Origin of the sequence: Ensifer adhaerens, assembly GCF_000697965.2 — a bacterium.
GTDB lineage: Bacteria > Pseudomonadota > Alphaproteobacteria > Rhizobiales > Rhizobiaceae > Ensifer > Ensifer adhaerens.
The window spans coordinates 723,782-749,716 of sequence record NZ_CP015882.1 but is presented as its reverse complement, the minus strand read 5'-3'; the positions used below and the strand labels follow the sequence as shown (position 1 = coordinate 749,716).

The 25,935-nt window shown below is 58.9% G+C and carries 19 protein-coding genes and 2 pseudogenes; 15 read left to right on the top strand and 6 right to left on the bottom strand.

The features are described from left to right. Positions 1-14 precede the first annotated feature (14 nt). From FA04_RS31130 to FA04_RS31065, 14 genes and pseudogenes are all read left to right on the top strand, one after another. A complete protein-coding gene (locus tag FA04_RS31130; RefSeq protein WP_082573051.1) occupies positions 15-815 on the top strand; it encodes a DUF2092 domain-containing protein in 801 nt (266 codons plus the stop codon). An 80-nt stretch (positions 816-895) separates the two neighbouring features. Next, on the top strand, positions 896-1,138 hold the full coding sequence (locus FA04_RS31125; RefSeq protein WP_234798906.1) for a hypothetical protein: 243 nt from the start codon (positions 896-898) through the stop codon (positions 1,136-1,138). A gap of 149 nt (positions 1,139-1,287) precedes the next feature. Then, on the top strand, positions 1,288-2,796 hold the full coding sequence (locus tag FA04_RS31120) for a DUF1254 domain-containing protein (protein WP_234798821.1): 1,509 nt from the start codon (positions 1,288-1,290) through the stop codon (positions 2,794-2,796). A 164-nt stretch (positions 2,797-2,960) separates the two neighbouring features. Further along, positions 2,961-4,988 (top strand): mechanosensitive ion channel family protein, encoded by a 2,028-nt coding sequence (locus FA04_RS31115; RefSeq protein WP_051659317.1) that lies wholly within the window; start codon positions 2,961-2,963, stop codon positions 4,986-4,988. An 8-nt stretch (positions 4,989-4,996) separates the two neighbouring features. Beyond that, on the top strand, positions 4,997-5,449 hold the full coding sequence (locus FA04_RS31110) for a DUF2721 domain-containing protein (protein ID WP_034794841.1): 453 nt from the start codon (positions 4,997-4,999) through the stop codon (positions 5,447-5,449). Between the two features lie 585 nt (positions 5,450-6,034). Beyond that, a complete protein-coding gene (locus FA04_RS31105; protein ID WP_127890125.1) occupies positions 6,035-6,454 on the top strand; it encodes a cysteine rich repeat-containing protein in 420 nt (139 codons plus the stop codon). A gap of 4 nt (positions 6,455-6,458) precedes the next feature. Continuing rightward, complete coding sequence (locus FA04_RS31100) at positions 6,459-7,037, top strand: OmpA family protein (protein WP_034794843.1); 579 nt, start codon at positions 6,459-6,461, stop codon at positions 7,035-7,037. Between the two features lie 290 nt (positions 7,038-7,327). Then, on the top strand, positions 7,328-7,687 hold the full coding sequence (locus FA04_RS31095) for a DUF2147 domain-containing protein (protein ID WP_034794846.1): 360 nt from the start codon (positions 7,328-7,330) through the stop codon (positions 7,685-7,687). 216 nt (positions 7,688-7,903) lie between these two features. Next, on the top strand, positions 7,904-9,337 hold the full coding sequence (locus tag FA04_RS31090) for a DUF1254 domain-containing protein (protein WP_034794862.1): 1,434 nt from the start codon (positions 7,904-7,906) through the stop codon (positions 9,335-9,337). 436 nt (positions 9,338-9,773) lie between these two features. Beyond that, positions 9,774-11,027, top strand: a complete 1,254-nt coding sequence (locus FA04_RS31085; protein ID WP_234798905.1) for an alpha/beta hydrolase — start codon at positions 9,774-9,776, stop codon at positions 11,025-11,027. 111 nt (positions 11,028-11,138) lie between these two features. Next, a complete protein-coding gene (locus FA04_RS31080) occupies positions 11,139-11,930 on the top strand; it encodes a hypothetical protein (protein ID WP_034794865.1) in 792 nt (263 codons plus the stop codon). Between the two features lie 199 nt (positions 11,931-12,129). Then, the gene (locus FA04_RS31075) at positions 12,130-12,891 is read left to right on the top strand and encodes a transporter (protein WP_234852765.1); all 762 of its coding nucleotides are present in this window, start codon (positions 12,130-12,132) and stop codon (positions 12,889-12,891) included. A 213-nt stretch (positions 12,892-13,104) separates the two neighbouring features. Further along, complete coding sequence (locus FA04_RS31070; RefSeq protein WP_034794871.1) at positions 13,105-13,710, top strand: recombinase family protein; 606 nt, start codon at positions 13,105-13,107, stop codon at positions 13,708-13,710. A gap of 15 nt (positions 13,711-13,725) precedes the next feature. After that, positions 13,726-16,183 (top strand): annotated as a pseudogene (locus FA04_RS31065) (Tn3 family transposase); the annotation flags it as partial. A gap of 144 nt (positions 16,184-16,327) precedes the next feature. Here FA04_RS31065 and istB read toward each other — a convergent pair. After that, positions 16,328-17,071 (bottom strand): IS21-like element helper ATPase IstB, encoded by a 744-nt coding sequence (gene istB / locus FA04_RS31060; protein ID WP_034794875.1) that lies wholly within the window; start codon positions 17,069-17,071, stop codon positions 16,328-16,330. A 14-nt stretch (positions 17,072-17,085) separates the two neighbouring features. Beyond that, on the bottom strand, positions 17,086-18,621 hold the full coding sequence (istA, locus tag FA04_RS31055) for an IS21 family transposase (RefSeq protein ID WP_029742513.1): 1,536 nt from the start codon (positions 18,619-18,621) through the stop codon (positions 17,086-17,088). A gap of 156 nt (positions 18,622-18,777) precedes the next feature. On the opposite strand from istA, the pseudogene FA04_RS31050 reads away from it, so the two are divergent. After that, positions 18,778-19,299, top strand: a pseudogene (locus FA04_RS31050) (Tn3 family transposase); the annotation flags it as partial. Between the two features lie 458 nt (positions 19,300-19,757). Here FA04_RS31050 and FA04_RS31045 read toward each other — a convergent pair. Genes FA04_RS31045 through FA04_RS31030 form a run of 4 tightly spaced genes read right to left on the bottom strand, consistent with a single transcriptional unit; the run spans position 19,758 to position 25,670 of the window. Continuing rightward, complete coding sequence (locus tag FA04_RS31045; RefSeq protein ID WP_034794882.1) at positions 19,758-20,816, bottom strand: response regulator; 1,059 nt, start codon at positions 20,814-20,816, stop codon at positions 19,758-19,760. 8 nt (positions 20,817-20,824) lie between these two features. Continuing rightward, entirely contained in the window at positions 20,825-21,391 is a 567-nt protein-coding gene (locus FA04_RS31040) for a chemotaxis protein CheB (RefSeq protein WP_034794885.1), read from the bottom strand. Beyond that, positions 21,388-22,227, bottom strand: a complete 840-nt coding sequence (locus FA04_RS31035) for a CheR family methyltransferase (protein WP_034794888.1) — start codon at positions 22,225-22,227, stop codon at positions 21,388-21,390. The genes FA04_RS31040 and FA04_RS31035 overlap by 4 nt, the downstream gene beginning before the upstream one ends. Next, entirely contained in the window at positions 22,224-25,670 is a 3,447-nt protein-coding gene (locus tag FA04_RS31030) for a response regulator (RefSeq protein ID WP_051659320.1), read from the bottom strand. Before FA04_RS31030 ends, FA04_RS31035 begins: the two co-directional genes overlap by 4 nt. Positions 25,671-25,935: the final 265 nt, after the last annotated feature.

Genomic DNA, 25,935 nt, shown 5'->3' with positions numbered 1-25,935 from the left:
ATGAAGGTGAGCGGATGAGCAAATTCAAACTGAAATGGCCTGGGGTAGCTCGGCGCCCGTACATATTGATGATAGCGGCCACCGTCTGCGCGGCGGCGTGGTCCGCTTCGGCCCAGGATGCGATAGAGCCCGAGGCTGCCAAGATTCTCGCTGCGATGAGCGACAATCTCAAATCGATGCCGTCTCTTAGCGTCACCTATGACGCAGACCAGGAAATCGTCGACCTGGAGGGGCAGAAGATCCAGTACAGCGCATCGGGTACTATTGCGCTCGATCGCGCCAAGGGTTTTCTGTTGACGCGCCAAGGCCCATTCGCCGACGCGGAGGTAGTGTTCGACGGCAGCACGATATCGCTCCACAGCAAACGCGTAAACGTCTACGCGCAGCTGCAAAGCCCGGGGCCAAGTGTTGAAGCGGCAGCAGGCGAACTTCGCGCCGCTACTGGACTGGATGCGCCGGGGGCCGACCTGTTGGCAAGCGACCCCTATGCCGTTCTTACTGACGGTGTGACCAAGGGAACCGTCGTCGGATCCGCGTTCGTTGGTGGGGTCGAGTGCGATCACCTCGCCTTCAGAACAGATATTGTCGACTGGCAGATCTGGGTCAGCAAGGGCAGCAATCCGTTGCCACTCAAATATGTCATCACGACCAAATGGGTAACCGGAGCGCCAGAATACTCGCTGCGGTTGAGCAACTGGAAGTCAGCTGGCATCGGTGCCGCTCAATTTAAGTTCACACCGCCAGCAAACGCCAAGAAACTCGAACACGTACATGCCGACGTCACCGGCGACATCTCGCTGGAGGTAGGGGAATGACGATCCGCAAGATGTACGGAAAGATCCTTTGCGCCACAGTCGCCGGCCTCGCCCTGCTCGCCGGCGACTATCTTGTACCGATGCCGTTCGGCTCGTTCGTGTCGGAGGCGCAGGCGGTCGTTGGGCGGCCCGCGACCCCGGGCAGCGTTGCCGGTGTTGCGCGCCGCACCACCCGCCGTGTAATCCGCCGCTCCGCGGTCTACGTCGCCGCGCTGCCCACCGGCTGTGTGAGGACCAGCGTCAACGGCGTTGTGATCTGGCGCTGCGGCGGGGTCTACTACCAGCCCTATGATGGGCGTTACGTCGTCGTCTACATCGACTGAACCCATATTGCATCGCAGTTCAATTTTTTTCTTCGGACCATTTTCCCACTGTTCGTGCATCGCCCTCGATGTTGGGCGCTACCGTAGTCGAACGATCGTCCGTCTGTAGAATTTGCCCCTGATTAAGGAACCACATGATGAGTTACTCGATGAAAGCCCTGCTCGGAGGGGCCTCTGTACTGGTACTTCTTGCCGGGCTCGCCCACGGGCAGACGGCGCCGAAAATGGAGATGACGACGCCGATACCGGATTCCATCATCACCCCGGACAAAGTTGAAACCCGGCTTGGAACGTTGAATTTCGTCGATGGTTTCCCAGACAAAGCCACCTCCGAGAAACTCTACGACAACCTCGACTTCATGCGCGGCGTCGACGCCTTTCTCAATGCCATGCCGGGTGCGTCGGTCGAAGCGCTGAGGGTTGGCCTTGCCAGCCAGGGAGTGGACAACAACCAGACCATCCTCATTTTCGAAGACCTGATGGACTCGCACTCGCTGTTCCTGACCGGTAATACCGAGAGCATCTACAATTTGATGTGGCTCGACACCAAAGCCGGGCCACTGGTGATCGAAACACCACCCAATATCCTGGGCATGATCGATACCCACTGGTTCGAATATGTCGGAGACGTCGGAAATGCCGGTCCGGACCAGGGCAAGGGTGGCAAGTACCTTCTGCTGCCACCCGGCTACAAGGGCGAGATCCCAGACGGCTATTTCGTGCTTCGCAGCTCAACCTACGGCAACCTGTTTTTCTGGCGGGGCTTTCTCGAAGATGGCAGCACGAAGACCGCAGTCGAGAACACCAAGAAGTTCGCCAAGGTTTATCCTCTGTCGGAGGCCGGCAATCCGCCGCCGATGAAGTTCATCAATGGCACCGGCAAGAAATTCAACACCATCCACGCGAACAACTTCCACTTCTACGAGGAAGTAAACGACATCGTTCAGTACGAGCCGAACGAGGCCTACCACCCGGAAGTGCTGGGGCAACTTGCCGCCATCGGCATTGAGAAGGGCAAGCCCTTCGCGCCTGACGAGCGAATGAAGAAGATCCTCACCGAAGCCGTGGCGGTCGGCAACGCAACGGCGCGCACAATCACCTTCGATACGCGGATGAAGGAGGCCTATTATTCTCCGGACAGCGCCTGGTTCACCGGCTTTGTCGGCGGTAGCTACGAATTCCTTCGGCAGCCCGGCGTTCGCTATCTGGATGCCCGGGTGCTGTTTCACTACTATGCGACGGGAATCTCACCGGCGATGGCGATAAAGCGTGTCGGCGTCGGTTCGCAATACGCTGGGGCAACAACTGACAGCGAGAAAAAACCTCTCGACGGTAGCAAGACCTACAAGGTTCACCTGCCGCCGAACATCCCTGCCAAGAACTTCTGGTCATTCGTCGTCTATGACAACCAGACCCGATCCATGCTGCAGACCGACAAGCAGTTCCCGAGCATAGGCAGCGACAAGAAGGACCTTGTCGTCAACGCAGACTCCTCGGTGGATGTCTGGTTCGGCCCGACAGCACCGGCAGGTCACGAGGCCAACTGGGTGCAGACCGTTCCCGGCAAGGGGTGGAACGTCCTCCTGCGCCTCTATGGGCCGCTAGAGCCGTGGTTCGATAAGACCTGGAAGCCGGGTGAAATCGAATTGGCCGAGTGACACCTGAATATCTGCGATGAATTGATCGCGACACAGGTGCTCGCCCCCATGCGGGTTTTCATCTGCAGCGCCGATCCGACTGGTTTTGTCGGATCGGCATCAGCTGCGGTTATTTGCCGCCGTATTTGAGAGCGGCCAGCGCTCGTTGGCCGCGTCGGAGTTACATGTTCATCATTCGCTTTCTGTTATTGAGCCTGCTCTTCGGTCTTTCGACCGTTTCTCCATTACACGCGCAGGCGCCGGCGACGAGCACGGCAGAACCGTCAAACGTCACCGAACTGCTGCGCCTTCTCGAAGCTGCGGACGTGAAGGCATGGTTGGCGCAAAGGCAAGCGGCAGTTCCCGAAACAGAGGCTACCGAGGCAACGCGGGTCATCGACGACTTGGAGGTCCGCTCGCGCACCCGTTTCAACGCCCTACTGTCTGCCGTGCCACGTGTGGGCAGCGAACTCTATCACGTAGCCTCCTCGGTCCGGCAAGAGGCGCATGATAGTGGCTTTGCCCCCGCGATCCTGCTGATCGGCATTATCGTGGGCATTGGCTTTGGCACGGAATGGTTCCTTCGTCGTTCAGTGCCAGCCGTGACCTTGCCCAATCAACTCTTGTCGCAGATACAGACGGAGTTTGCGCCCCTCTTGATATTCACGGCGACGATTGCCTTCGTCTTTCTTATCTTCGCCTGGCCGCCGCTCATGCGTGTGGTCGTGCTTTATTCGCTCGTCGCGACGGTCGCCTACCGAAGCGTGCTGGCGCTCTGCCGGCTCGCGATGACCGTTTCCGTGCCGATGGCGAAAGCCTACCCCCGTGTCCGGCTGTTCGTCGCGGTGTTAACAGCGGCGATGGCATTCTCTGCCATATGCGAGCGGCTCGCCGTTGCCCAGGATGTCTGTTCCTTGATTGCCATTGCATTTTCTGGCCTGCTTCTTCTGATCGCGATCGAAGCTATCGGCCGCAACCGCTCCAGCGATGATGCACAGCTTTTGGGACGACGCGTGCCTCGGACCACCGGCATTGCCGGCGTCGTAACACTCTGGCTGCTCTGGTGCGGTGGTTTCCTGGCGCTGTTTTGGCTCGGCATTATGTTTGTCGTTGTGCCCCGTGTCCTGTCAATCGCTGACGAGCTGAGCCACGCGTTTGCGGCTTCCCGCTGGAATGACGATGGTGCGACAGATCCGAAGACAGTGCTGCTTGTTCGGGGCGCCCGAGCTATCATCATCATCATCGCAGTGGATTGGATCGTATTCGTTTGGCATCACCATTTCCAGCCCATTACCGGTCAGCTGGCGCTCGCCAAGACAATCATAGCCGGCGCATTCAACAGCGTCGTCATTTTGCTGGTCATCGACCTCGTTTGGCAGTTGGGGAAAGCTTACATTGCCCGTCAACTCGGCCGCGTTGGCGATGGAGGAGCACTCACACCGAATGAGAACGCCCGCCAAGGCCGGCTTCGCACCCTGTTGCCGGTCTTTCGCAACGCCTTGGCCGCGGGGCTTCTTGGTGTGGCCGCCCTTACCGTTCTCTCGCAGATGGGGGTTCAGATCGGCCCGCTCATCGCCGGTGCGGGCGTGGTCGGCGTGGCGATCGGGTTCGGTTCACAGACGCTCGTCAAGGACGTCGTCAGCGGTATTTTTTACCTTTTGGACGATGCATTCCGCGTCGGGGAATATATTGAGGCGGGAAGTTACACCGGCACAGTCGAGTCTTTTAGCTTACGATCGGTGCGGTTGCGGCACCATCGCGGACCGATATTCACGGTGCCCTTCGGTTCGCTTGGCGCCATCAAGAATTTGAGCCGTGACTGGACGGTTGATAAGTTCCGCGTCCGTGTCCCCTTCAAAACTGATCTTGATAAGGTTCGCAAGCTGATCAAGACGATCGGCGGGCAATTGCTCGCCGATCCGGAGCTCGGCTCGTCATTCATCGAGCCGCTCAAGCTCAAGGGCGTTGAGCAAATTGGCGAGTACGGCATCGAACTCGGCGTTGGCTTCACCTGCAAGCCAGGCGATCAAACCATGATCCGCCGCAAGGCATATGCGATGCTAATGCAGGCCTTCGGCGACAACGGGATCGATTTCGCTCAGCCTGTGGTCCAGGTGAGCGGTGATGACAAAGGTTCAGCTGCTGCGGCTCACGCCACGCGGCAACTTCAAGGCATCACTGCTCCACCGGGGCCAGATGGGCTAGCTTCCTGAGAGGAATTATGGACACACCGCCGATCGTCAACGACCTTGCCTCTGTCATACAAACATCCCTTGCGCCGGTCTTTTTGTTGGCTGGTACCGCAGGCTTTGTCAGTATCTACACCATTCGCCTCGGGAGAGTATCGGACCGGCTGAACGAGGTCGCGGATAAGGGTAAGCAGGGCAAGTTGTTTCGCATGCAGCTCGCCTATCTGCGGCGAAGGGCACTTGCACTGGAGGTTGCGGTAGTGCTTGGAGTAGTGGCCGGCATTTGCACGGGAGGCGCAATCCTAAATCTACTTGCTGGGTCTCTGGCCATAGGCATACGCCATGAAAATCTCTTCTGGTTCTTTGGAGGCGCCATAGTCTGTCTCATTGGATCCCTCGTTGCATTCCTGTTTGAAATGGTTATCGCGGGACGAAACATGCTGCGGCAGATTCGATCCGAGCAGGTAACCACGGTGCAAGACTGATCAAGCGACTGGGCACCAGCATAACCGACATCTCGGTTAACTTGAATAGAGGCCGCTGCCCCCGCTGGAAACTCTGAATTTTGTGGGCGGTCAAGTGCCCTTGGCATTAAATGGCAAGCGACGCACTTGCGCTTACTGTAACGCTGTAACCAAGCGTTGTGAACGCGTTGTCGTCATGGGGGTCAAGGGGCGAGCGTGACTTTGAAATCGACTCACGGAACCACCGTTGCAGCGCGCGCGCGCGCCGGCATGATCCTCATCGAAGGCGGAACCTTCTCGATGGGGTCCAATGGACACTATCCCGAAGAGGGGCCGGTGGATCGCGCAAGCGTCGATAACTTTTCCCCAAGGCCGACAATATGCTCTTATCCAGGTACTCTCAGCCAAAATGCCGAAGGACCACAGATGAAGCCGCCACCCGTCGTTTCAGATCTTGTACCCATCATCCAAACCTCCCCCTCTTTCTCATTGCCGGCACGGCTGGCTTCGTGAGCACTTAGACCGGGTATCAGATCGCGGGAATAAGATTCTGCGGGCTCCTGTCCAAAGAAATCGAGCCACCTCAGAACTGAAGGAGACGAAGCCTTGAAGACAAAAAGTGCCATAATAGCCACACTGTTAATCGGTCTCGCGTTAGCGGGGGCGACGCGCGCAGAAACACTTAGCTACGCCGACGCCGTCACGAAACTGGCGCAGGACTGCGGTGCCGACATCAAGAAGTTCTGCCACGGCCTCAATCTCGGCAACGGGCGGATTGCCGATTGCCTCCAGAAAAACGCAGCCAAAATCTCACCGCTCTGCATCGGATCGATATCGACTGTGCTCACCTCGATCAGCCAACGGGAGCAGGCCCAGGCCGCATACGCGAATGTCTGCAAACACGATATCGCGCAGCTCTGCTCGAGCGTGAAGGGCGACGGTTACCGCCTGGCATGCCTTATCAAGGCCGAAAAGCGCGTGGGTAACGCGTGTAATCAGGCGATCACCGATGCCGGCTGGAGGTAGTCATATGACCAGGATTCGTTCCCTACTCCTCACACTTTCACTCGCTGCATCGATGGCACCGGATTTCGCGGCCGCTCAGGAGGTCTCCGAACAACGGATCGTCTCAGGGCTTGGCAAGATCGTTCGCGCGGCTCCGTTCATCGACATCGCCATTCTCCGCCAGGAAGCTATAGACGGGGGCGGAGTGGCGATGGCATCACTTCCGAACTGGGGCAAGATCGCCAAGCTTCCGCAAATGGTTGTCGAGATCGACTTCGAGAACGACTCGGTCATGATCAAGCCAGAGTCCTACAGGACGCTCGGCTTGATTGCCGATGCGCTTCATCATCCGAATCTCTGGGCCTACAAGTTCCTCATTGTCGGCCACTCGAGTTCAACAGGCAGCGACAAACATAATTTGGACCTCAGCGAGAAACGGGCCGCAGCCATAGGGGAGATTCTCTCAACGACATTCGCGGTCGACCCTGATCGACTCTACGCAGTTGGTGTCGGCGAGTATTTCCCAATCGACGGCTCGAAAGGCGATGCGGCCAGCAACAGACGCGTCCAGCTTGTCAATCTGGGTGTCTTTACAGCGCCGTAACGCTACCCTCCGGCCGGGAGACGACTAGTTTAATGTCCGGCGACTAGAACGAGTAATCAGGGACGGCTGGCCACCCTACCGAGTGACAAACGACCGGGCTGCGCTTTCGCCGAAGAAAACGCAGGCACTGTGGACCGATAGCTCGCATGACGCGCCGACGATCCCACGGGCTTCCACCGGATAAGCTCTTCCAAAGAGTGTCGATACGCAGTCAATGTTTACATGTGCAGGATGAGGCTACCTGTGAATGAACCAATGGCCACTGCTGGCCGAAGACATTGGAGTTTGTCATGAAGATTGTTATTCGCAGAATGATGATGGCGACCGCCGTCATGCTGCTGACGACCGGAGCGGCCCATGCCGACCCGATCGAAGGCGATTTTAGAACCCCGAAGACGGGCGCAACGGCAAAGGTGGCAGCTTGCGGAGCTGGCTTCTGCATGACCTACACGAGCGGCGCGTTCAACGGCAAGCAGTTCGCCGCTTTCGCGTCCACTGGCAACGGAAAGTATTCCGGCAAGCTGATCGACTTCACCAACGGCGGCAAGGAGTATACCGGCAAGGCCGAGATCGCAGGCAGCGACATCAAGGTGAGCGGCTGCGTGATGGGCGGTCTGGTCTGTAAGGACGAAATCTTCAAGAGACTTTGACGTCACTGGTGGGACGGCGAGCCAACGGCGCAGGGGGGAACCTAAAGGCCCGCCGCCTACCGGGATACGCGAAGCCGCCCCTTTTTGTTGGCCGCAGTTTGGTACAGGCGGGTTATGAGTGTCGCCGCAAAACCGGACAATTGCGTCCAGGGTTCCAGAACTGTCCTGCAGTTCGCGTCGTTTCGATAACTTATCGAACAATATAGGATACGGCAAATGTTGACGAAGCGAGATCTACTTCGATCCACCGCGGTAATCGCCGCTGGCGCCGCGCTTGCGAGGCCAAGCCTGCTGATGGCACAGAGCTACCCCGGCCTTGTCGAGGCCAAGGACATCGCCGAGGAAGGCTTCATCTACGGCCTGCCGCTCGTGATGAATTACGCGGTCATGCACGAGTTCGCCGTCGATCCGAAGTCCAGCCAGTTCAAGGCGCCATTCAATAAGATCGACAACATGCACCACGTCGCCACCCCGGCGGACACGGCAATCATTACGCCGAACAGCGACACGCCGTACTCCATTCTGTGGCTGGATTTGCGTGCCGAGCCGATGGTGATCACCGTGCCGGCGGTGGAGAAGGAGCGCTATTATTCGGTGCAGTTGATAGACGGTAACACCTATAACTTCGGCTATATCGGTAGCCGCGCTACGGGAAACGTTCCGGGTTCCTATCTGGTTGTTGGACCTGACTGGAAAGGCGAGGAGCCTGCCGGCATCAAACAAGTCTTCTCGTCAACCACGCCGTTCGTGTTCGCCAACTTTCGAACCCAGCTGATCAACGTTGAAGATCTGCCGAACGTGGAAAAGGTGCAGGCCGGCTACAACGTGCAGCCGCTCTCGGCCTTCTTAAAGCAACCCACACCGCCCGCCGCCCAGAAGATCGACTTCTTGCCAGCCACAACGCAGGGCATCAAAGACAACTTCTTCGACTATCTCGATGCCGCCCTCGAATTCGTGCCGCCCACGGAAGAGGACAAGGCCATTCGCGCCAAGCTCGCACGTATCGGTGTGGGCCCGGGTAAATCATTCGATTTCAAGGAGCTTCCGATCGCTCACAAACTAGAAATCGGCCTTGGTATGAAACGTGGTGATGACAAAGTCACGAAGTTCGCGGCCAGCGGAAACAAGGTGATCAACGGCTGGAGCGTCGGTTCGTTCTTTGGCGATCGCAACTTTTACAAGGGAGATTGGCTGAAGCGTGCCGCCGCGGCCAAGGCAGGGCTCTATGGGAACGACGCCGTGGAAGCCATGTGTCCCTTCACCCGCACAGATGCGAAAGGTGAAACACTCGACGCCAGCAAGCATAACTACAAGATCACTTTTCCCGCCGGACAACTCCCGCCGGTGAACTCTTTCTGGTCGGTGACGATGTACGACGGCAAGAGCCAGCTCCTGATCGAGAATCCGATCAATCGCTACCTCATCAACTCACCGATGTTGCCAGGCATGAAGAAGAACGAGGATGGTTCGCTCACCCTCTATATTCAGAAAGACAGCCCTGGCGCGGACAAGGAATCCAATTGGCTGCCTGCGCCGAATGGCACAATCTATCTCGTGATGCGCCTGTACTGGCCGAAGACGGAAGCGCCTTCTATATTGCCGGTCGGCGAAGGGACGTGGCAGCCGCCCGGCATCATTGTGGCCGAATAGTTCTCCCCCGACTGTGCTGATGCTTGGTTGGCGCCTCTGCTTCTTGTGGTCATCATGACCGAGGACGGTTGCCGCCGGCCGGCATTTGCACCGGCGGCGCAACACGGCGACTGGATTTGACGAACCCGGTCGGCTGTCCACCAAGTTGGAAATTGGCGGCTTCTGAAGTAGTTTTGGCATGAAATGGCAAGCGGCGATCTGAGGCCTATTGTAACGCTGTAGTCGAATAACGAACGAAATGTAGATAGACGCTTCCCCCCCCTTGTTCGATCGCGAAGTATAAACAACCACGATTAGATCTTTTAGCCCTCCAGTTGAAAGCCCTGTCGTTGTTCCAACGGCTGAAGTGCAGTTCTTGTCGAACAGGAGTGAATAGTTGACGCGCTACCTACCCCTGGACGCCAACGGTGGCGCGAAATCAAGACCGTATTTATCCTTGGTCGTTGGCCTAAGCGTCACTCTGCTCTCTGCTTGTGCAAGCAGGCCGACAGGCGTCCTCGAGCCAGTCGCAGCCGTCTCGTCGGCCAGCCAGGTTGAGATGTTGATCGCGACGACGCGGGGTCGAGCCACAAAGCGAGGCGAAATGTTTAGCGGCGAGCGCGCGCCTAGTCCGACCTTTGCGGACATTACGGTGTCGATCCCGCCTGACGCTGCCCGTAAGGCGGGCGAAGTCGCCTGGCCACGCAAACTTCCGCCCAACCCGAAGACGGACTTCGCAACGCTGAAAGCTGAGGAAATCGACCGAGCGACGGCCGAAAATTGGTTGAACACGAAAGTGCGAAAGAGCCCGGATGGTAGCGTCCTTGTCTTCATCCACGGGTTCAACAATCATTTTGAGGATGCAGTCTTCCGCTTCGCGCAGATCGTCCACGATTCAGGTGCCCGGAGTGTGCCGGTGCTCGCAACGTGGCCGTCTCGCGGCAGCCTTCTGGCCTATGGCTACGATCGCGAAAGCACGAACTATACGCGCAATGCCGTGGAAAACTTGTTCCAGTATCTGGCGCGCGATCCGGAGGTGAAGGAGGTCTCGATCCTCGCGCATTCGATGGGTAACTGGCTTGCACTCGAATCCCTGCGCCAGATGGCCATCCGCAATGACGGACTTCCGGGCAAGTTCAAGAATGTCATGTTGGCGGCGCCGGACGTCGACGTCAACGTTTTCAGCTCGCAGATCGCCGATATGGGCAAACAACGTCCGCGCTTTACACTTTTCGTGTCCCGTGATGATCGCGCCCTCGCAGTTTCTCGACGTGTCTGGGGCAATGTTTCCCGATTGGGCGCCATTGATCCGGAGCAGTCTCCCTACAAGGAGGAACTGGCAGTGAACGAAATCTCGGTCATCGATCTCACCAAGATCAAAGCGGGCGACAATCTGCACCACACCAAGTTTGCGGAGTCGCCGGAGATCGTACAACTGATCGGTACTCGTCTGTCGAGCGGACAGACCTTAACCGACAGTCGCCTGGGACTTGGCGACCACATCGTGGCAGCGACCGCGGGAGCCGCGCAAACGGTTGGAACCGCCGCGGGCCTGGTTGTTTCCGCTCCGGCCGCGATCGTCGATCAGAACACAAGGCAAAACTACGCTCAGCATGTCGAGATGCTTGTCGGGCCATCCAGTGGAACGACCACGACCAACAGCGTTTGCGGGAAGAATAATCGGGTTAGGAGCGAGAATTGTAGCCAGTAGCGCGCAAGACCTTAACGCAAATAGCATTTGGCCAAACTGCGATCTTCATCGATGTCTGCTCGGGACGCGGATCGATCTCGGTCGCATCAGCGACCACCAATGGGGGATAGCATGAAATTATACTTGGTTCGTGCTCTGGCGGCGATCGGAGCTTGTCTCGCTAGCAGCGGGGCGATGGCTGCGGACGTCTATTCGCCGATGACGACGGAGGTTCAGCAGACGACTACAGAGGGCGGCTGGACCTTTTCTTTTGCACCCTATTTCTGGGCAGCTGGATTGTCGGGCGAACTTGGGCAATTCGGATTGCCTGCGGTGGACGTCGACGCCAGTTTCAGCGACATCTTCGATCACCTCGATTTCGGCGCCATGGCGATGGGCGAGGCCCGTAATGGACCTTACAGCATCTTCGGCGATGTCATGTACACCAAGATTTCGGGGCAGGCTGGCACGCCAAGAGGCATTCTTGCCACAGACGTCGAGCTCAGATCCGAGACTTTTGCCGGGATGCTCGGTGCAGGGTACTCCGTTTTCGAAACCAGCACCGCGCGGCTCGAAATCGTCGGCGGCCTGCGCGTGTGGTCCGTCGAAAGCGAGCTTTCCTTCAGCGGTGGCATTCTCGATGGGCGCTCCAGAAGCGATGGTGAAACCTGGGTGGACGGTTTGGCCGGCCTTCGCGGCACCTATTCGCTCACTCCCGAAATCTATCTGACGGGGTGGGGGTTCATTGGGGCAGGTGGCGCCGATCTCGACTGGGATGTCGCGGCGACGATCGGCTACCGGTTCAGCGACACGATTTCGGCGGTTGCCGGTTACCGCGCCCTCGGTGTGGACTACAGCGACGACGGGTTCGTGTTCGACACCGTTCAGCAGGGGCCCATCCTCGGCCTGGTGGTACGGTTTTAGGATGCTCATGGGCTGTTCGCGACGTTCCGCGGATGTTTATAGACAACGAGCGGACCGATCGTGGTCCGCTGACTGTGCCGTTACGCGAGCTGCACCACTGCCGTCTTGAGGCAAAGCAGCACAGAAAAACTTCGAATCCAGGGGCCGAGGTCACAAAATGAAGCCGCACCACAGAATGATTTGTTTGGCAGTATCTTTCATGGCCAGCGTTGGGTCAGCCGTTGCTCAAGAGTCCGGCGCGGACCTCGCCAAGAAGCTCAGCAATCCGATTGCTTCGCTCATCAGCGTGCCCTTTCAGTTCAACTATGACCGCGGTTACGGCCCGGAGGACGGCAACCGCGAAGTCCTCAACATCCAACCAGTCATCCCAATCTCGCTAAACGAAGACTGGAACATCATCTCGCGCACAATCATGCCCGTGATCTCGCAAAATGACATAGCTGGGCAATCCGGGCACCAGTTCGGTCTCGGCGATATCACCCAGAGCCTTTTCGTTTCCCCCAAGCAACCTGGACCAGGCGGGATCATCTGGGGCGCTGGGCCGGTCTTCCTGATCCCAACAGCGACCGATGAACTGCTTGGGAGTGGAAAATGGGGAGCTGGCCCCACGGCTGTCGCCTTGAAACAGGACGGACCCTGGACATACGGGATACTGGCCAACCATATCTGGTCTTTCGCCGGCCAAAGCGACCGGCAGGATGTCAGTTCGACGTTTCTGCAGCCATTCGTTTCCTATACGACACCCGATGCATGGACTTTTTCGCTGAACACTGAAAGCTCATACGACTGGATGCAGGACGAGTGGTCGGTTCCGGTCAATTTTCAGGTGTCAAAGCTGGTGAAATTCGGTGAGCAGCCCGTGAGCTTCACAGCGGGTGCGCGGTACTGGGCACAAGCACCCGAGCACGGTCCAGAAGGATGGGGTTTCAGAGCGGCTGTAACGTTCTTGTTCCCGAAGTGACGGCGAGCGGCCGCTTGAACCGCGACTATCTGGAGCCCGTGGAACTCTGCAACAATACTCGCTAAGGGGATTTGATGGTGACGGGAAACAGGTGATTTCCGCGTAGCGCCCTCAAGGCTCAAGGTGATCTCAAAAAGACGGCGGTTTTCTGCGCGACAAACCCTGTCGGTATGTGACATTGTACGGCAAATTCAGATTTGGGGTTTGTCGTACATGCTTATCGGTTACATGCGGGTATCCAGTTGTGACGAGCGCCAGTCGGTCGCTCTGCAGCGTGACGCGCTGCTTGCGGCTGGCGTGGATGAACGCCATCTGCATCAGGATCGCGCGTCTGGTGCGCGCGACGATCGACCCGGCCTGAAGGCCTGTCTGGAGGAACTGCGCAGGGGCGATGTTCTGGTCGTATGGAAACTCGACCGGCTGGGGCGCTCGCTTTCGCATCTGATCCGGATTGTCGAGGAACTGAAGGCGCGCGGTATCGCCTTCCGGTCTCTCACCGAGGCAATGGATACGACGAACTCGCATGGCTCATTTTTGTTCAACCTGTTTGGCTCGCTTGCCGAATACGAAAGAGCGCTGATCACGGAGCGGGTCAATGCGGGCCTGGCCGCGGCGCGCCGACGCGGTCGCAAGGGCGGCAGGCCACCGGCAATCGACGCCGAAAAGGTCGAACAGATTCTTGCGGCTCTGGAAGGCGGCGCCAGCAAGGCGTCCGTTTGCCGGACTTTCAAGGTGCCGCGCTCCACGCTGATCGACACACTGAGGCGGATTGGATGGACCGGGCCCGGGAAGAAAGTCGCGCCCGACACCTCACTTTGAGGGCAGGCACGATCGATGTCCTTCCTCGACGCGCAGTCGCGTGCCATTCTGTTCGAGCCACCCGAAGCTTATGAAGAAGCGTTGGCGCGCTATGCGCTCTCGGTTGAGGATATTGCCTTCGCCAAGGGGCATCGCCGTTCGCACAACCGATTGGGCTTTGCGATCCAGCTTGCGTTGGTCCGGGATCTGGGGCGGCCTCTGCGGGCCGCCTCAGGCAATTATCTCGGTTGTCGCCGATCAGCTCGGCATCGAGCCTGCCGTTTTTGGCCTCTATGCACAACGTGAGGAAACACGCCGGGAACATGCGCGCGAGATCGTTGCCGCTCTTGGGCTGCGTGCTGTCCGGGCGAGCGATTACCGTAGTCTGATCACCGCGGCCGCACGCGAGGCGGCCGCTACCGAGAAGGGTATGCCGATCGCACAGGCGGTTATCGAGGCGCTGAAGGACGGGAAGCTCCTCGTTCCTGGTCCCGAACTGCTGATACGCCTGGCGATGGCCGGTCGGGCAGCGGCGCGCAGGCATGCTTATCGAGAGTTGATCCGGGGTTTGGGCCAGCCCTCCGTTGAGGTCCTTGACCAGCTTGTCGCTAACCGGATTGGAGACCGAAGCCACCTCGGCTGGATCGCGGAAGCGCCCGAAGGGGCGAAGCTGAAGAACCTCAAGGGTTTGATCGCCCGCCTTGAGGTTTTGCGTCCCGCCGCCATTCCGGATGAAAGGCGCAAGACGATCCATGCCAACCGCTATGGCATCATCGCCCGGGAAGCCCGCATCCTGCATGCGCGTGAGATACGGCGACTGACAGTCGAGCGTCGCTATGCCACGTTGACCGCCTTCGTCATCGAGAAGCAGGCGTCGATCACCGATCTTGCGGTCGACATGTTCTGCAAACTGATTGGCAGCGCCCGCCGCAAAGCCGAGGTCAGCCGCAAAGAACGCCGGCTGAAAGAAGCGGAGATCCTTGCCGGTGTGGCGCTCAATCATCTTCAGCTCGGTGAGGCGCTTGTGACGGCACGCGGGAGCAACGCTGATTTTGCCTCCGCAATCGCATCCAGCATCGGCTGGGAAGGACTGTTGGCCAGTATGGCGGCAGCCACATCTGTTGTTCGTCCTGATCGCAGTGACGAATTCGACGAACTGGTGGAGCGGCACAAGTCGATGCGCAAGCTGGCGCGGCTCCTGTTCGACACGTTTTGTTTCCGGTCCTTCCGTCCCGACGAACCGCTTCTGGCCGCAGTGGATTATCTGCGCGCGCTCTACCGCGGACGAAAGCTGCCCGCCCACGTGCCGCTTGCCTTCCTGACCCGCAAATGGCGACGACGTGTCCGGTCCGGCGGCGGCGAGATCGACTTCCGCGCCTGGGAAGTGGCGGTGCTGGTCCACCTGCGGGATCGTCTGCGGGCCGGCGACATCTGGGTCGATGGCAGCCGGGCATGGCGAAGTTTCGAAGATTATCTGTTGCCACGCGCGACCTTCGCCCTGATGCGCGCGGAAAAAAGGCTGGGGCTTGCCATCCCGGACAGCTTCGCGGCCTGGCGGGCCGAACGCACTGCCACGCTTGACGCCAAACTGAAAGCCCTGGCTCAAGCGGCTGCGTCCAACGCCATTCCGGATGCGGTGATTTCCGACAAGGGTCTGTCGATCTCGGCTATTCGCGAGGAGGAGCGCGATAGGGTCGTGGCGCTCAGCCGGCGTCTTTATATCCTTGTTCCACGGATCAGGATCACCAGCCTGCTCGCCGAAGTTCACAGCTGGACCAGATTTCTCGACAGCTTCACCCATTATCGCACCGGTGAGACGGCGAGCGATGAGGCGGCGCTGATGGCCGCGATCCTTGCCGACGCGACCAATGCAGGCGCTGAGCGCATGGCCGAAAGCTCGCGTGGTGTCACCATCCATCAGATGATGCTGATGGTGGACCGGCATGTGCGCTCGGAAACGTATGCCACGGCGACCGCCGTTCTGGTCGATGCGCAGCAAGTCCATCCCTTTGCCGCGATCTGGGGCGATGGCCATATCTCCTCCTCGGACGGTCAGTTCTTTCCGGCCGGCGGCCGCGGCGAAGCCAGCCTCGATTACAATGCAAAATATGGCAAGCGGCCCGGCGCCTCGCTCTATGGCTTCCTGTCCAACCGCTTCGCCTCCTTCTTCTCCCGCATGATCCAGGCATCCGAGAGCGAGGCGCCCTACGTGCTCGATGGGCTCCTTCACAACGAAAGCTCCATCGAAATCCATGAGCACGCCACAGACACCGCCGGCGCGACCGAAACGACGTTTTCGATGTTCCATGCCTACGGCTACAGGCTCATTCCGCGGATCCGCAATCTCGGCAATCGCAGGCTGTTCGTCATCGATCCAGATCCGGCTTACGCCCCGCTTGACGCGCTGATCGCGGGAACTGTCAATATGGATGTCATCGAGCAGCACTGGGATGAGGTATTGCGCCTGAAGGCTTCGATCGGCGCAGGTCTGGTGCGTATTCCGGTGAAGTCGGCCGCTGATTCCGAAACGAAGCCGGCCACCTATTCCGATTTCATTCCGGCCACCATTCCGATCTGAAGCCGGCCAGTTGATGCTCCCCTGGGTCGTTGTTTTGCATGGCGCGTGATTGTCGCGCGGTCAAGCGGCGGATGGTGTTTGACGCTGCTTTCGCAAGCTCTCGCCGTGCAGTTCGATGCGGTAGGCGTTGTGGACAAGGCGGTCGAGGATTGCATCGGCGATCGTAGGATTGCCGATCATGTCATACCAGTGATCGACGGGCACCTGGCTGGTGACGATGGTGGATCGCTTCTCGTAGCGGTCCTCGACGATCTCCAGGAGATCGCGCCGCTGCTCGTCGTTGAGCTTCTCCGGACCCCAGTCGTCGAGGATGAGCAGGTCGGTTCTGGCGAGCGCCTTGAGGACCTTGGGATATCGGCCGTCGCCGCGCGCCAGCGCAAGGGTGGCGAACAGCCTGGGCAGGCGATGATAGGCGACGGAGAAGTCCTCGCGGCATGCCTTGTGTCCGAGCGCGCAGGCCAGCCAGCTCTTGCCGACGCCGGCGGGTCCGATCAGCAAGAGGCTATGGTGTTGCCTGATCCAGTCGCAGTTGGCGAGCTTCAGGACGAGATTGCGATCGAGGCCGCAGGCGGCGCGGAAGTCGATGTTCTCGATCTGGGCATCATGGCGCAGCCTCGCGGCGCGAGCCCTTGCCTCGAAGCGCTTCTGGCGGCGCGTGGTCGCCTCGCGTTCGAGCAGCAGAGCGAGCCATTCGCCATGCTCGAGGTGTCTGGCTTCCGGCTGCGCCTCGAGCTCCTGATAGGCGCTGGCCATGCCTGTCAGGCCGAGTTCGCGCAGCATGTCGATGGTGGGATTGGTCAGCATTATCAGGTGTCTCCTCAATGGAAGTAGCCGGGGCCACGCAGATTGGCGTGTTCCATGACGGCGGCGGGTTCGGTGGAATGTCTGGGGGCCTTGTGGGTTGCGATGAGCGAGGCAATCGTCTTGCAGGTCAGGCCGCCGATCTCGACGGCCCGTGCCGAAACGACCTCGGCGCGCTCGCGGCCGAGGTCGCGATAGAGGCGCAGGATGCCGAGGCATGTTCTGAAGCCTTGCTCGGGATGTGGCCGGCTGGCGAGAATGGCGACGATCAGCCCTTCGGTCTGCGGACCGATGGACGCGCCCCAGCGCCGGAAGCGCTCCGGCGTCCATTCGGCGTATCGGCGGTGGGAGCTCGGCATGTGCGCGGGGTCTGTTCCATAGCGCGGCCCGCCATAGCGGCGCTGATGGACCGCGACGCGTTTGCCGCGATGGAAGATCTCGATCATTCGCGCGGTCGCCCGGATATCGACCTGCTGACGAATGAGCGCGTGCGGGACGGAATAGAAGAAGCTCCTGAACTCGGCATGGTAATCCGTCGAGACCCGCGCAAAGCGCCATTCGGCGAACTCGTACTCCTCGGCGGGCAAGCTTGCGAGCGCCGCGCGTTCGACCGTCTCGAAGAGATGGCGGCGGCTGACACCCAACCGGCGCATGACATGATTGTTGATGCGCTCCAGCACGTCGGCGATTGCGGCATTGGCCTCGGCGAGCGAGAAGAACGTCTGTTTGCGCAAGCGGCCGAGAAGGCAACTCTGGGCGAAGCGCATGCCGTTCTCGACCTTCGCTTTGTCCTTCGGGCGTCGCGGTCGGGCCGGCAGAACGCCGACACCATAGTGGGACGCCATCATGCCGTAACTGCGGTTGATCTCGGGATCGTAGAAGCTGGCGCGGCTGACGCCGGACTTCAGATTGTCGGGCACGACCAGGCGGGGCACACCGCCGAAGAAGGCGAACATGCGCACATGTGAGCCGACCCAGTCCGGTAAGGTCTGGGTCCAGGTCACCTCGGCGAAGGTGTAGCTCGATGCGCCGAGCACGCCAAGGAACAGCTCCGCCTCGCGGACTTCGCCAGTCTTGCGATCGACGATCGGCACCCTCTTACCGGAATAGTCGACGAAGACCTTGTCGCCGGCCGCATGCTCCTGGCGCATCGTCGGCGAAAGGCGCTGCTCGAACCCGCGGAACAGCTCGCAGAAACGGCTATAGCCATAACCATCGGGATGGACGCTGCGATATTCCTCCCACAGGATCAGCAGTGTCACGCCGGGCTTCTTCAATTCGATAGAGAGCTGTGCCCAGTTCGGCTCGTGACGTCGCCGTTGGCCCTGCTTGACGCCGGCGCGGGCGAAAAGCCGAGACTCAAGAGCATCGTCTGTCAGCTCTCCCGGCAATGGCCAGCTCAACCCTGCCATCGCAGCCCGCTTCAGGTTATCCTGGACGGTGCTGCGGGCAACGCCGAGGATCACCGCAATCTCTCGGCTGCTTGTCCCGCTTCCGGCAAGCCGGAGCATCTGTCGTAATTGTCGCATGGTCAGCCTTCTCTTCGCTGGCATCAAACTCTCCTCGTGTACCGGGAGGCTTGATGCCAAAGTTGCTGACCCAAGGGGTATCTTCAGAGCCGGAAACCGGCCGGTCTTTGATTGGAATCGTGGCCGGCTTCAAATCGGAACGATGGCCGGATTTTGATCGGAATGGTGGCCGGCTTCAGATCGGAATCCGCAGGTCTGGTGCCGCCGTCGGTGATCCTCAAGAAACTTGCCGCGTCGCCCCGGCAAAACCGGCTCAATCAGGCGCTGCGCGAAATGGGCCGCATCGAGCGCTCGATCTTCATCTGCGACTGGTTGCTCGACACGAAGCTGCGACGCAGATCGCACGCCATCCTCAACAAAGGGGAAAGCCGTCATGCCCTTGCCCGCGCCGTCTTTCTCCACCAGCTTGGTGAGCTGCGCAATCGCGTCGCTGAAACCATGGCCTACCGGGCTTCCGGCCTCAACCTCGTCGTCAACGCGATCATCCTGTGGAACACGGTTTATCTCAGCCGAGCCGTCGATTACGTGCGCGGCCAAGGCATCGCCATTCCAGACGATCTTCTCTCCCAGGTCGCACCGCTTCCATGGGCGCATATCGCGCTCACCGGCGACTATCTCTGGAACGAAATTGACAGACCCCTTGAACGCTTCAGGCCAATTCGAACCAACCGCTTCAATCCAAAGAACTTCCAATTCCCTTAACGGGTGCTATTGCAGAGATTCCCACGGAGCCCCGTATAGTCCGTCCGTCAATTGGAACAGCGCCTCCAACTCGTCGGCCTTCTTAATCCAGGGCGTGTCGTCGGCAGGTTCACGTTGGCTCATATGCGCCCCGCTGGGACGAGCCCGTACGGGCTCGGTTTCGATAGGGACTGCGACAATGAGCGTTTATATTTCCGCAGGCCCGGGTAAAGTTTAGGTGTGGCAGGCAGACCGGAATTCAAGCCCGAGCAGCGTCGAGTCCTGTCCGCAGGGCGAATGAATATCTCTGGTCGCGCGCCCTTATAGAATGAGCGATTAACCTATTAAATGGGACGTCGGCGAGTACCGATTTTAGGAGCAACCGGGAATGGGCACTAACCCCGGTAAACTGCTCGATTAGCAGCTTTATGCCAGCACACCACAAACAAAAGTGCGTCAAGCGTCCTTGCGGGGACCGATCAGTTTTTTAAACTAGCTAGCGGGATGCGGAGCGCCAGACAAAGCCCATCTGTCCGCCAATTTCGCGCCAGCGATCCGTTCAATCCCAAGATTGCCGCTTTCTCCAACGTTGTTCCAAATCCCGTCCTTTCGGAGCTCTGGGACAACGGATGTGATCCGTGTTCACTCCACTTGACGTGAAGTTCTTCGTCGAAAGTCGAAAGGTCGATGCTCAATTGCCCCGCAGGGCCGGAAAGGGCACCATACTTGACAGCGTTGGTGGTCAGTTCGTGCAGAAGGAGCGCCATTGACGTCAGTGCCTTGTCGCCGAGGGGAGCGTCCGTTCCGGAGATCAGGATTCGAGAGCCGTGAGCGTGGTCGTGTGGCGCAACGATCGCCTTCAACAGAGCCACAACCGTCGTCGCAATATCTCCGCGATCGTCCTCCCCGACAAGGTCGGGCAGCGTAAGTTCGTGGGCGCGAGACAGTGCGTGTAGCCGCGACCGTAGATCAGCCTCTAGATCGGAAACGGTTGTGGCTTGCCTGGCGCTCACCGAGATCAACCCGGCGGTGAGGCTGAACAGGTTCTTGATGCGGTGATTGATTTCCCGCAGCAGAATATCCTTGTGCTCTGCTGCCTGCTTAAGCGCCTGCGCCTGGGCAGCGAGTTCATCTCGTTGAGCGGCGAGTTGCTGCCTTTGCCGGTACAGTTCGAAGAACACGTCGACTTTGCTTGACAGAACGTCCGGTTCAATCGGCTTTTGGATGAAGTCCACCGCGCCAGCCTCGTAGCCGCGAAAACGGCGTCGGCCGTCTGCAATACCCGCCGTCACAAAGATGATGGGAATGTGTCGCGTGCGTTCGTTGCCGCGCATCAACTCGGCAAGTTCGAAACCGTCCAGACCCGGCATCTGAACGTCGACAAGCGCGAGCGCCACGTCTTGTCGAAGCAGGATCTCAAGCGCCTGATCGCCGGACCGCGCCTTCATGAGAAGGCGATCGTCTCGGCGGAGCAGTGCCTCCAGCGATATGAGATTTTCCTCGAGGTCATCGACCAGTAGAAACGGGACGGGCTCCATAGTTGTTCTCAGACCTCTTTCAAGTATTCGGCAATGGCATCGAGCGACAGGACGAGGGCGCTCGGGCATGATTGGATTGCAGCTTCCGGCATGGCGCGAGCGTGAGCGCCTTCGGGGTTTTGCACGATCACCGTTCCGCCTGCATTGTGGACAGCCGCCAGGCCGTCTGCCCCATCTCGGTTGGCGCCGGTCAGGACAATCGCGATAAGATCCGGCCCGAAGGCATCGGCAGCACTTTCGAAAAGTATGTCGATTGACGGGCGTGAGAAGAGGACAGGCTCATCAGAGGAAAGGGACAGGTTCCTGTCCGTTTCAACGAGCAGATGATAGTCCGGCGGTGCAAAATAGATCGTGCCGGCCTCGAGCGACTGTTTGTCCTCGGCCTCCTCGACAGGCAACCGGCACTTTGCACGAAACAGGTCGACCATAAGGCTCGGCCTGTCGGATGGAACGTGAACGACCACGATCACGGGCAACGGGAAGCTTCGCGGCAACGCCGGCAGGATTGCCGAAAGTGCTTCGACAGCCCCCGCCGAAGCGCCAATGATCACCGCTTGAGCTTTTGCTGGCGTCATTCGACACGCCTTTGGTAGATCTTCTCCTCACGCACGAAATCCGTGAACGCATCGGCATGAAGGGAAAAGCGCAAATTCTCCTTGGCGCCGAGCCCGAGGAAACCTTTGCGAGCGAGCGAGTCCTTGAAAAGACCCACCGCGCGGTCCTGAAGCGCGCGGTCGAAGTAAATCATGACGTTTCGGCACGATATGAGGTGCATTTCTGCAAAAACGGCGTCGGTCACCAGGCTGTGATCCGAAAACACGACATGGCGGCGCAAGGTCTTATCGAACAGCGCCTTGCCGTATGCCGCCTGATAGTAGTCCGACAACGATGATTTTCCACCCGATTTGCGATGGTTCTCGGTGAAAAGCTGTATCCTGTCGAGTGCATAGACGCCGGCCTCGGCCGCCTCCAGCGCTTCATGACTGATGTCAGTGGCATAGAAGATCGTTCGATCTTCGAGGCCTTCTTCGCGAAACAGGATAACCAGCGAATAAAGCTCCTCGCCGCTGCTGCAGCCAGCAATCCACACCTTCAAGGAAGGGTAGGTCCTCAAGTGGGGAACGACCTTTTCCCGGATCGCCTGGAAGTAACTCGGATCGCGAAACATCTCGCTCACTTGGACGGTCAGAAAACGCAGCAATTGCGGCAGCATTGCCTGATCGTGCAGAAGTCCCTCCTGCATCGCCGAGAAAGTATCGAACCCCAGTTGTTCGCGCGCCTTTTTCAGGCGGCGCTTGATCGAGGCCATCGCATAGTTGCGAAAGTCATAGTGGTATTTGAGAAACAGTGCTTCCAGCAGCAACCGGATTTCGATGTCTTCTACCTTTTCAACGGCGGTGGCTTCGCTCATTTGGGCATCCATACACGCACCAGCGACAGCAGCCTGTCGACGTCCAGCGGCTTGGCCATGTAATCATTCGCCCCAGCCTCAATGCAGCGCTCCTGATCGTCCGGCATTGCCTTGGCGGTCAGCGCAATGATCGGCAACTTCTTCCAAGTCGGGTTCCTTCGGATTTCAGCGGTCGCGACCAAACCATCCATCACAGGCATCATGACGTCCATCAGCACGAGCTCAATCGGGCGCCCGGGGCCAGATGAAGCTTTTTCGAGAACCTCCAGTGCCTCGCGGCCGTTGCGCGCGATCTCGACGATCGCACCGCGCGGTTCAAGAATGTTGGTTAGCGCGTAGACGTTTCGGATATCATCTTCCACCACGAGAATGCGACGCCCCTCCAACAGCGCATCGCGGTTGCGCGCCTTGCGGATCATCTTTTGCTGTTCGTCCGGCAGTTCCGATATCACCTGATGCAGGAACAGGCTCACTTCATCGAGCAGTCGCTCGGGGGATTTTGCCCCCTTGATGATGATCGACTTCGAGAAGCGCCTCAACTTCTGCTCGTCATCCGCCGAGAGTTCGCGTCCAGTATAGACGATGACAGGCGGGAAGGCATAAGCGCTCTGTGAGCTCAACGTCTCCAGCAACGAATATCCCGACGCGTCAGGCAACGACAGGTCAAGCACCATGCAGTCGAAAGTCTGGTGCTTCAGGAGGTCAAGGCATTCGGCGGCGGTGCTGGCGGTCACCGTCTCGACGTCCTGGGTGCCGATCAGTTTTGCCACCGCTTCGCGCTGCACCGGATCGTCCTCGACGACCAGGACGCGATGCATTTGTTTCGTAAACCGCGCCTCGAGCTTTTGCAGAACCTTCAACAGTTCTTCTCGATTGACGGGCTTGATGGCATAACCGGCAGCCCCGAGAGAGTAGGCACTCTCGGCGTGATCGCTCCCCGACACGACATGGATCGGGATATGACGGGTCAAGACATCATGCTTCAGCCGGTCGAGGACGGCGAGGCCCGATTGGTCCGGCAACCCTATATCGAGCACGACGGCGCTTGGCATGAATTCCTTCGCAAGCAAAAGCGCCTCTTCGGCGGTTGCCGCGACAATTGCCTGGAAGCCCATTTCCCGCGACAGATCACGCACGATGCCGGCAAAAGTGTCATCATCTTCGATTACCAGCAGCACGCGTTTTGTATTTGTCAGAACATCTCGGTCGTCGTCGATCCGGCGGATCGGCCTGGGCGTAACCGTACCTGCCTTTTGCGCCGTGACCGTCGTTGCGAGCGTTCCTGGACTTGGCGCAAGAGCTGTCGGCTTGGCCACATCGAACCGTTCCCCGATGGTAACGGTAAACGTACTACCCCGTCCCGCCTGGCTTTGAAGCACGATCGTTCCGCCCAAAAGCCGCGCCAGTTGCCGAGAGATGGAAAGGCCGAGCCCGGTGCCGCCATACTTACGGCTGATTGTGCCATCGGCCTGGTGGAAGGCATCGAAGATCGCCCGCTGATGTTCCTGTGCAATTCCGATTCCGGTGTCGCTGACGGAGAAGCTAACCTTGCCCTCGCCAACCGAACCAATCACCAAGGTGACCTTGCCGGTCTCGGTGAACTTGATCGCATTTGAAAGCAAGTTCTTGAGAATTTGTTCAAGCCGCAACGGATCGGTCTCGATAGTGAGCGGACATTCCTCAGCAAGTTCAACGGAAAACCCGAGTTTCTTCTCGGTCGCCAGCGGCAGAAACACCTGACGAAGGTTGCCGGCCAGTCGCTCGAGCGAAACGGTTTCCGGCCGGATTTCGACATGCCCGGCCTCGATCTTGGAGAGATCGAGAATATCGTTGATCAGGTTCAAGAGATCATTGCCCGAGGATTGGATCGTCTTGGCAAACTTCACCTGCTCCTCAGTCAGGTTTTCGTCGGGATTGTCCGCAAGCAGCTTGGCCAAAATCAAGGAAGAGTTCAGCGGCGTGCGCAACTCGTGGGACATATTGGCAAGGAAGTCGGATTTGTATTGGCTTGCCTGCTCTAGTTCCTTCGCCTTGGCCGATATCGATACGTTCGCGCGCTCCAGCTCGTCGCGCTGAGCCTCAAGCCGCTGGGCTTGTGTTTCCAGCTGAGCATTGGTCTGCTCAAGTTCAATTTGCTGCTGCTCGAGGTGCGCCTGAGATTCCTTCAGCGCCCGCCCCTGCTCTTCAAGCTCTTCGTTTGAAACGCGCAGCTCCTCGCTTTGCGTTTGCAACTCTTCGGACTGCCGTTGCGTTTCCTCCAGCAGGTCGTGAAGCTGGCCGCGATAGGTCGCTGCCTTCACGGCAATCGCGATAGCCTCCGATGCGCGGTCAAGAAAGGTGACGATGGTCTCGTCGATTGGCCCAAGAAAGCCGAGCTCGATCACCGAATTCACTGAACCATCGACCTTTCCGGTCTGGATCGCGAGATGGCGTGGTTTGTCCATCCCAAGCCCGGAACCGAAGGCCAGGTAACCATCCGGGACATCGTCGACGACGATTGAACCCCCTTCCGCAACCGCTTGACCCAAGAGGCCTTCGCGGGGTCGAACCGTCATTGGCAAGTTCGCCTCGGGCGGAACGCCACGACTACAAGCCCGCTGGAACGAACCATCACCGCGAATGAAGATCGCACCGGCAATGGCGCCTGCGTAAGGCGCCAGGAAGTCGAGAATACTTTTGCTCAGCTGCTCGATCGACTGATCGCCCATCATCGCCGACGCCAACCCGACCTGACCAGCCTGAAGCCATTCATCCCTTCGGCGGACGATCGTGGCCTTGCGAATGAGGAGGGCGATTGCTGCGGTCAAAGCAATTCCGAGAAGACCAGAAAGGAGAGTGCTGAGCCGCGCAGTCTTCTGCGCATTCTCCATTTCGGCCAATCGATCAAGGCGCACTTCCAGCTCAGCGCCCGACATGGCCGCAATCTGCGCGCGGACGGCATCCATTTCGATCTTGCCGCGATCGGAGTTTACCATCGCAATCGCCGCCTCAAGACCGTCGGCCCGTCTCCGATCGATGGTCGCCCCGAGTTCCGCGAGCTTGGCGTCCACATGTTGCCTGAGAGCCACCAGCCGCTGACTTTGGCCCGGATTGCTCGCAGTCAGTTGACCGATCTGATCGAGTTTTGGCCGAATGGCGCGAACTGCCGCGTTGTAGGGGGCAAGGTAGCCCCCACTATTGGTCAACAAAAACCCACGCTGACCGGTCTCGGCATCCTGAACAAGCGACAGCAGTTCGTCGAGAGAAACAATGGCAACGTGGGTTTGTACAATCCTCTCGTTGCCCCGTTGCAGGGCCTCCAGGTTGAGATAGGCAACGACGCTGCTTGCGACAAAAAAGAAGAGGGTGCCTGCCAGGCCGAGGGCCACGCCCGCTTCTAGGCCCAAAAGCGCGCGGAACGAGCGCGAACTCAAGCTCGATCTTCTGGTTGCGGTGGCGGACATTCAGACTCCGAGGAAAGAGCAAGCATTGAGTGGAAACAGCGACCGTGTGCTGACGGTGCGTGGCTGGATTGCGAAGACGTTCTGGTTCAGCGGCGGTTCCTGCCGAAGTCGGAATTCGACCAGCCCTGACGGATTCGCGCTGATTCTATGTTGCATTATCAAACCTGCCCGCCGAAGCGTACAAACTTTTGAAATAACAGGCCGTTTGTTCACCCGTCTGCCCCCAAAACCTTTCCCGCTAAACCGCGGAATGCTGAATTTGCGA